2 protein-coding genes are annotated in these 9,644 nt (G+C 40.2%); both read left to right on the top strand.

The genetic code is table 11. From position 1 onward, the window contains the following. Positions 1–1,197 (top strand): YadA-like family protein (locus HMPREF1477_RS04055; RefSeq protein ID WP_016475916.1); only part of this gene is annotated, 1,197 nt, incomplete at its 5' end. A 552-nt stretch (positions 1,198–1,749) separates the two neighbouring features. After that, positions 1,750–9,644, top strand: a 7,895-nt coding sequence (locus HMPREF1477_RS09750) for an ESPR-type extended signal peptide-containing protein (protein ID WP_016475915.1), incomplete at its 3' end; no start/stop codon positions are given.

Genomic DNA, 9,644 nt, shown 5'->3' with positions numbered 1-9,644 from the left:
GCATCTAATGCAGCATCTTCTGCAACATCCGCATCTACAAGTGCGTCTAGTGCGTCTACAAGTGCGACAGCGGCAAGTACATCTGCATCTAATGCGGCATCTTCTGCAAGTGCGGCCTCTACATCGGCATCTAGTGCATCTACAAGCGCAACAGCGGCAAGTACGTCAGCATCTAATGCAGCGTCTTCTGCAACAGCAGCAAGCACATCCGCATCTACTGCAGCTAGTGCAGCAAGCACAGCTCAATCGGCAGCATCTACAGCAACATCTACAGCAACTGCTTTGAGCAATTCAGGAATCACACCTGGTGCTACAAATGGTAATGGTGCTATGGCTATCGGTGCAGGTTCCGCTGCAGATGGAGATCATGCTAATGCCGTAGGTACAAATGCAAATGCAAAAGGTAAAGATACTAGTGCCTTTGGTGCTAATTCTAAGGTAGATGGGGAAAAAGCATCTGCTTTTGGAGCTGGTTCTCAAGCTCTTGCTAATAATGCATCTGCTATTGGTGCTGGTGCTAATGTAGCACCTACTGCCACAAATGGATCTGCATTTGGTGTCGATTCTGCAGTTAATGCTCAAAATGGTCTCGCTCTAGGTGCAAATTCCGTTGTACAAGCTGGTGCTACTAACTCTGTAGCTCTTGGTCAAGGATCTATTGCATCGGCTCCAAATACTGTAAGTGTCGGGGCTCCTGGTGCAGAACGTAAAATCACGAATGTTGCACCTGGTGATATTTCACCAACGTCTACAGATGCAGTTAATGGTAGCCAAGTTTATGGTTTAGTACAAAATCAATCTAATGTAGCTCTTTCACAAATCAACAATACGAATGTACGTTTAAATCGTGTTGGTGCTATGAGTGCTGCATTGTCATCATTGAAACCTTACTATGTTGACGGCACTGAAAAAGGTCAAGTTATGGCTGGTGTTGGTTCCTATCATGGTGAGAAAGCACTTGCCCTTGGTTATGGCTATGCTCCTAATGACCGTGTATTCTTGAATGCATCCGTAGGTATTTCTAAATCTGAGCAAATGTACGGTATGGGTGCTACATGGCGTATTGGTGTTGGTACAAAACCTGCTAAGCCAGATAATGCAACTGTGAATACTTTGAAAGCAGAAAATGAACAACTTCAAGATCGTGTTGCAAAATTAGAAGCTCTTGTTCAAAAATTAGTTGAATCCAAAGCTTAGTATTTTATACACGGATAATCTATATATTTGTATATCTTCATGTATGAATATGTATATGGTGAAAGCCACCACTCGTTATGAGTGGTGGCTTTTTTTGTATTTGAAATTATCTATCCTATTGAAAAGTTTATCTTAAATATAAAATGAATTAGAAAATACGTTTTAAAAATAAAATATATTACTGGATAATAAATATGAGATAAAAAATACTCATATTAAAATTAAATAGATATAGTATTTAGAATACAGATTAACAATTTGATTGCATATTCATTCATAAATATTTATCCAAAAAGATAAAAATATACATAGATAAAAATAAAAGAAATAGATTAAATCTATATCCTTTTAACTTTCGAAAATATTTGATTTGCAATTAAATATTCGTATAATGCATCAAATTTCATTGTTTGATATAGATAAAATATGATAAAATTATGAAATGAGCTTTAAAATGTAATGGGTATATTTTGAGGTATAACGAAATACAAATACTAGAAATTGATTTATATAAGATATGGTTTTGAGAGATAGTTAGTAAAAGGAAAAAGAATGAACAAGATTTTTAAAGTAATTTGGTCTAAGTCAAAACAGTGCTACATCGTAGTATCTGAAATTGCAAAGAACAAAACAGGTAAAAAGAAAATAGTTGTAGCGAGTATTTTAGCAACACTAGCTATGGCTGGAAGTATGCAAAGTGTTGAGGCTACAATTCCAGAAGGAACTGCAACTGGCACAGATGCATTTGCCATTGGCCCGCAATCTAATGTAAATGGAGCTTTTGGTTTTGCTATAGGTAATAATGCTAAGTTTAATGGTGGTACATTGGGTTTTGCTATAGGTGTAAACTCAGAGGCAAAAAGTAACCAGTCAATTGCTATTGGTTATCTAAGCAAGGCTACAGGCAGAAATAATGGTGGCGGTGGTGATCCAGCATTAGCTGTAGGTGCTGGTGCTAATGCCACTGCAGGAGGCGCAACTGCTATTGGTATGGTTGCAAATGCTTCTAATACTTTTGCTACTGCAATTGGTAAGAGTGCGGCAGCTAGTGGAGATTCATCCATTGCTATTGGTCAGAATACAACGGCAACTCAAGAAAAAGCGATAGCAATTGGTGACGGCTCTCAAGCAACTGATCTTGGTACTACTGCATTAGGTCGTTCTTCAGCGGCTACAGGCGCATCTGCTACAGCATTAGGTTCTTTAGCAGTTGCAAATTCAACAAGTGCTACAGCAGTAGGTATGCAGTCGAAGGCAACTCAAGCAGATACGGTGGCAATTGGTTCGTCAGCAACCGCCGCTGCCCTTAATTCTATTGCTTTGGGTAAGGGTGCTAGCATAACCGCACCAACTACAGGTACTACTCTTGGTGGACAGGATTCTATCGCTATGGGAACAGGTGCATCTGCTAAGCAACATTCATCGGTTTCTGTTGGTTTAGGTGCTTCCTCTGATGGTGTACGTTCTATTGCTATTGGTCCAAAAGCTTCTGCTACAGATGAAGATACAATTGCTATTGGTTCGGGCGGTGTTAACGCAGATAAAAATAACCAAGCTACTGGTGCCAATGGTGATTCTTATAACTCTACTGTAGCTGGTCTTTCTGTAACTAATCTATATTATGGTGCAAAAAGCGTTGATAAACAGTCTATAGCTATTGGCTATACTGCGAATGCTAAAGAATCAGGTATAGCCTTTGGTAACAATGCAGTATCTGATGGCGGTGGTGGAACTGCCATGGGTAAATCTGTATTAAGTCGTAATGGCGGTGTAGTTGTAGGTCAGTCGAGTTATGCAACTGGTAAAAACTCTGTAGCCTATGGTAATACAGCAAGGGCTAGTGGCGAAACTTCAACTGCTGTGGGCTATTCTACGACTGCAGAAGGTCAAAATGCAGTGGCTGTTGGTTATAGTAATACAGCTTCAAATAAAGATTCTGTAGCTATTGGTAATACTAATCAATCTACTAATCAAGGCTCTGTAACTGTTGGGTATGGTAATAATGCGACTAATGATAATGCAGTAGCTATTGGTAGAAGTACTAATGCTTCGGGGCTTTTATCAACAGCAATAGGGAATGGTGCGACCAGTCAAGGTACTTATGATGTGGCTATTGGTAGTGATGTAACAGCTAATGGTAGCAATAGTGTTGCAATCGGTCGAAACGCTAAAACATCTAATACATCATCTTTAGCAATAGGTGTATATGGAACTAAAGGAACTTCAGCGACTGGTAATTACAGTATTGCAATGGGGCGAGATGTAACCGCCTCTGCTGAAAGTGCAATTGCTATCGGTAAAGATGCTGTGTCTGATAAGAAGAATGCAGTAGCTATTGGTAGTGGTACAGATACATCTTCTGCTGCGACTGCACAATCTTCTGCGACTATAGCTGGTAAATCATATTCTTGGTCTAAAGGTGTACTTTCAGGAGCAGACCTAGCAGGTATGCAAGTGTCTGTAGGCAAAAGTGGGGCTGAACGACAAATAAAAAATGTTGCGGCTGGTGAAGTATCCGCGAACAGTACAGATGCAATCAATGGATCCCAATTATATGCAGTGGCGAGTGGTTTAGCAAAGGATCTTAAAGTTCCTTATGTATCTATTAATTCTAGTGCTACAGGTGCTAATAGCAATTTTGATAATGATGGAGCAAAAGGGGCCAATTCTATTGCCATAGGTCCATCTAGCACAGTTACAAGACAAAATGGTATTGCTATCGGTAGTGGTGCTCAATCCTTAAGTGAAGATAGCGTTGTTATTGGTAGAAATGCAAAAGCAGAAACTAAGACTGGTGCAGCTTTAACAACTACAAGTCGTGCAATTGTTATAGGATCAAATTCTCGTGTAGCAGCCGATATAACACAAGGTATTGCCATTGGTAGTGGTCTTTCTCCAGATGAAGGTGCTGTTGTTACTGGTGATCAGTCCATTGCTATTGGTGGCAATGTAAAGGTTACTGGACATAGTGCAATTGGTATCGGTGGCGATGATGTTGTTAAAGCTCTAAACCAATCAGTTATTTATACTGATAAAAGTGGTAATCTAATAACTAATAAAACATTACGAGATGCATATGGTACTCTTACCGGTAAAAATATATCAGGCTATCCAGCTACAACAGCTAGTCATGGTGGTGTTGCCTATGGTGTAAGTGCACAAGCTGGTAATGGTGGTGTTGCTATTGGTATGGCAGCAGATTCGTCAACTCGAGCAGGGAATACAAGTAATCCATTAACAAATGCTGTAGCCATTGGTATGGGCGCTCGTGCTACTATGGATAATTCTATTGCTATTGGTGGTGGTTCCAATACAGATAGTGCTGCGACTAGCCAGGTAAAAGCTGTAATTGATGGTGTTGAAGTCGTTTGGAAAGGCGGCGAAGATATTAATCCTGGTGACGTAGTATCTATTGGTGCGAAAGGCTTTGAACGACAGCTTAAAAATTTAGCTCCAGGTGAGGTATCTGCAACAAGTACCGATGCTATCAATGGTTCTCAAATCTACTCCTTAGCTCGTAAAGTTACTAACATCATGAATGGGGGGGCAGGTTCTCTAGTTAATGTCAATGAGTCAGGTGAACCACTTACAAAGGTTGTAATGGGAACAGGTTCGAATAAACAAGAAAAATATTACCGCACAGTAGATGTCAAGGATGATGGTACTTTAAACCCTGGTGCTATTGCTCAAAAGCCTAAATCACTTGCCTTGGTCAATGTGGATGAACCCAATGTTAATCAACAAACGCAAAGTCCTCGTAGACTAGGTAATGTAGCAGATGGTGTGAGTGATAACGATGCAGTTAATGTATCTCAACTAAATGCTGCAAAGGTAAAATATTTCTCTGTTAAATCTTCGGATGCAGGTAATGTTAATAATGACGGAGCTATAGGTAACAATTCAATTGCTGTAGGCCCGAATGCACAGACTCAAGGTAATTATGGCCTCTCAATAGGTAGTGGAGCACAAGCTAAAAGTGATTATGCTGTTGCTTTAGGTTACCAAGCGAATAATGGATCTACTAATAGTACAAATAGTGTTAGTATTGGTTGGGCCGCAGGTGGTGCCTCAAATGGTACAAGTAATATTGGTATTGGTACCGCTGCAGGTAGACAAATTACTGGTAACAATAATATTAGTTTGGGTAATAATGCTGGCACCGTTAATAACAATAATGTTTATACTAGTGAGTCTATTCTTCTTGGTACGGAAGCTCGTGTTAAGGGTAGTACTGCTAGCAAGTCCGTTAACAGTGTCATTGCTATTGGTAAAGGTGCCGAAGGTAGTGCTACATCTGCGATTTCATTAGGTATTAATGCCAATGTATCTGCTGAGAATGCTATGGCTCTAGGTCCAAGCTCGAAGGCAAGTGCATATAATGGTGTTGCTTTAGGTTCATTCTCCGAAGCTACGACCGCAGGTGGTACAGATGGATATAACGCGAATACATCTCGTACCGATAAATATGCGGGCTTAACAGGTCTTGCTTTAACAGCAAAAACAGGTGCTGTATCTATTGGTAATAGCAGTACGACACGTCAAATTACAAATCTTGCGGCTGGCACTAATGATACAGATGCTGTTAACGTTGCACAGTTAAAGAGTGTTAACTTAGCCGTTAAAGGCAATACAGGTACTGGTGGTGATGTTAATTTAGCGACCAATCCTTTAACAATTAAAGGTAATGATAATTACATAACTACAAGTGCAAGTGGTAATACTGTCAATATTTCAGGGAAAGTACAAAATATTAATGTAAGTAATGGCACTGCTACGGCAGCTACAGGTATGGCAGATGCTAATAATGTAGCAGCAGCTATTAACAATGCAGTTTCACAAAATGCATATACCTGGAATTTAACGGCAGATAACGATACGGCAGGTAGCAGATCTACTATCAATAAGGAAGGTACTGTTAAATTCAGTGGTGATTCTAATATTACTGTAGCGAGAAATGGTAATACAATTACGACTAGCTTAAATAAATCAATTACCGTAGATTCCGTAAAAGCTAATAAATCTATAACCACTGGATCTGGTTCAAACCAAATTACTCTTGATGGTACTAGTGGTGCTGTAACAGGTAGAACCTTTAGCGGACAATCCTTTGCTGCTGGTGATAATGTGTTGAGTAATACAACACTTCAAATTGGTCCTTCTACAGGTGGGAATAATGTATCTATTACCAGAGATGGTCTTATTGCAAAAACTGGTACAAAAACTGTTAAGTTTGGTACGAGTGGTATTGATGCAGGTAATCAACAAATAACGGGTGTTTCTAGTGGCGGTAATGTAGGAACTAATGCTGCTAATATTACAGATGTTAAGAATGCAGTATCTGATGTTACATTAAAACTAGATACAAACTTTAAAACTGGTAATGTTAAGCTTAGTGATGGATCTCTTAAAATAGTTGGTGCAAATGGCATCAGAACTGATTTGACTGGTACAAATAAAGATAATCTTGTTATCGGTTTAGATTCGAATACTATTAAAGCTACAACAAATGGCATAGGGTTATCCGGTGATTCTGGAACTATGCTTAGAAAGTTCCTTAAGGATGGTCATGCAGATTTTAAAATCAGTGGTGATGGAGCTCTTGTTACTACCAGTGGTACAGCTACTGGTGTGCAAGTATCTGTAGACAAATCCAAAGTGAAAGATTTAGCAGTAGAAGCGGTAACTGTAAGTAAAGCTAATGCTGTAGATAATCCTATTACGGTAACCCCAACAGCGAGCACAAATTCTAAGGATTATGCCATCGGTATCGATACAACAAAACTTGCGGCTAAAACGGATTTAACATACCGTGCTAATAGTGCGGCAGATGCTAATGCGAAGAAGGTTTCTTTATCTAAAGGTCTTAACTTTGTAGATGGTGACTCCACAGTTGCTACTGTTGATAATGATGGTAAAGTATCCTTTGATCTTAATACGACAACTAAGAATCAAATCAACACGAATACCACAGATATTGCTGCTAATAAGGGTAATATCACTAAAAATACAGCCGCTATTGCTACTAATACAGCAGCGTTAGCTAGAAATATCTCCCTTGGTGCAGATACTGGCACTGCGTCCAGCCAATCCTTGAGCACTGCTGATGTGGCATTTAATGTGAAAGGCGCAACAGGTGACTTTGTATCTACTAATATGAATGGTAATACAGTTGAGATTTCCACAAAGCGTGCGACTATTAACAGCAATGCTACGACAGGTGAAGCATCTGTAACAGGTAATGATGGCTTGGCAACTGCGCAAAATGTAGCTGATGCTATCAACAAAGCGGCGGATGCAGCAAAAGCAGGTGCGGCTTGGAATATTACAACGAATTCCAGCACAACCGATAAAACGGCTGTTAAAGGCGGCGATACCGTAGATCTTGTTAATGGTGATAACATCGAGATTACACAAGATGGTACAGATAAAAAGAAGATTACTGTTGCTACTAAGAAAGATATTACCGTTGATTCTGTAACAGCTAATAACAAAGTAACTGTTGGTTCTGGTGCGAATAAAATTACCTTGGATGGCACTGATGGCTCTGTAACGGGTAAAGCTTTCACAGGCACATCATTTACAGGTACATCCTTCACGGCAGGTAATACGGTTATCAATACAAATGGTTTAACGAATGGTACAACGGCCATTACAGGCACTGGTATAACAACAGACAATGTGACCGTTGGTGGTATTTCCATTGATAAAACGGCTGGCATCAATGCTGGTAATAAGGTCATTAGCAATGTGGCTAGCGGTGGCACTACATTGACGAATGCGGCGAATATCGGCGATGTTCAAAATGCAGTGGCTAACTTATCTCAAAACCTCAATATTACGGACGGCACACATGACGGCACTGTAGACCTTAAAAACCAAAAACTTAATGTAGCTGGTGCTAATGGCGTAACAGCGACTGTTAATAACCAAACGATTACAGTTGGTTTAGATGCTGACACAGTTAATGCTACCACTAAGGGTATTGGCCTCACTGCTGACACTGGTTCCACAGGTAATAAATACCTTAAAGACGGGGACGTATCCTTTGCCGTGACCGGTGATGGCAGTCTTGTGAGCACATCTGCTACGACAGCAGGGGTGAAAGTTGCTGTTAATTCCGCAACTATCGCTGCTGGTACAGATGGCACAATTACGGCTCCTACCACTGATGGCGTAGCAACTGCTAAAAATGTAGCTGATGCTATCAATGCAGTTAAAAAAGCGTCTAAAACTGAAATCACTGCTAATACAGGTGAAGCAGCTAATGCAACAACTGGTAATGTGACATTAACATCTACTACGGCAGCTGATGGTCATACTATTTATGACGTAAAACTCAACGATAAGGTGACATTAGGTTCTGGTGCTAATGCGGTAACTATCGATGGTACAACGGGTGCTATTACCGGTAAAACGGCTACTATTGGTGGCGTTACTGTAAATGGTACGGCTAATACTATTGGCGGCTTATCTAATACAACTTGGAATGGCACAGCCGTATCTGGACGTGCTGCAACAGAAGACCAATTGAAAGCAGCAACTGGTGCTACGACATTGAAGTTCACAGGTGATGTAGCAACCAATACTGGTTCCGTAAATCTTAAGGATGATACATTTGGTATTAAAGGTGATAATAAATATATTTCTACTGACGTAAACGGTAAAAATGTAAATCTTACAGTCTCTGAAGCAGAGGTTAAAAAATCTGCTGTAGCTGCTGTAACAGTCAGCACAGATACAACAGATGCCAATAATCCATTGACTGTAACCCCAACAACTAGTGCAGATGGTACAACTAAGGATTACAAAGTAACGATTGATGGTACTAAGATTGCGAATAAGACGAACTTGTCCTACAAAGCAAATGATGGTACTGCAAAACAAGTTTCCTTAGCAGATGGCTTAGACTTCACAAATGGTACTTTGACGACTGCATCCATCGATGATAAAGGCGTTGTAAAATATGATGTAAACACAGCATCTATCACTGCAGGTACAGATGGTACAATTACAGGCCCAACTACTGATGGTGTAGCAACTGCTCAAAACGTAGCAGATGCTATCAATGCGGCTAAAAAGGCTTCTAAAACTGAAATCACTGCTAACACTGGTGAAGCAGCTAATGCAACGACAGGTAATGTGACATTAACATCTACTACAGCTGCTGATGGTCATACTATTTATGACGTAAAACTCAATGATAAAGTGACACTTGGTTCTGGCGCTAATGCTGTAACTATCGATGGTACAACAGGTGCTATTACAGGTAAAACTGCTACTATTGGTGGCGTTACTGTAAATGGTACGGCTAATACTATTGGCGGTTTATCTAATACAACTTGGAATGGCACAGCTACTACTGGCCGAGCTGCAACAGAAGACCAATTGAAAGCAGTGGCAGATGCTGCGGGTAGCCAAACTTGGGAAATCACAGCAGATAAAGATGC

The sequence above is a fragment of the Veillonella sp. HPA0037 genome, assembly GCF_000411535.1.
In the GTDB taxonomy this organism is placed as follows: domain Bacteria; phylum Bacillota; class Negativicutes; order Veillonellales; family Veillonellaceae; genus Veillonella; species Veillonella atypica.
This window is presented reverse-complemented; position numbering and strand designations above follow the sequence as displayed.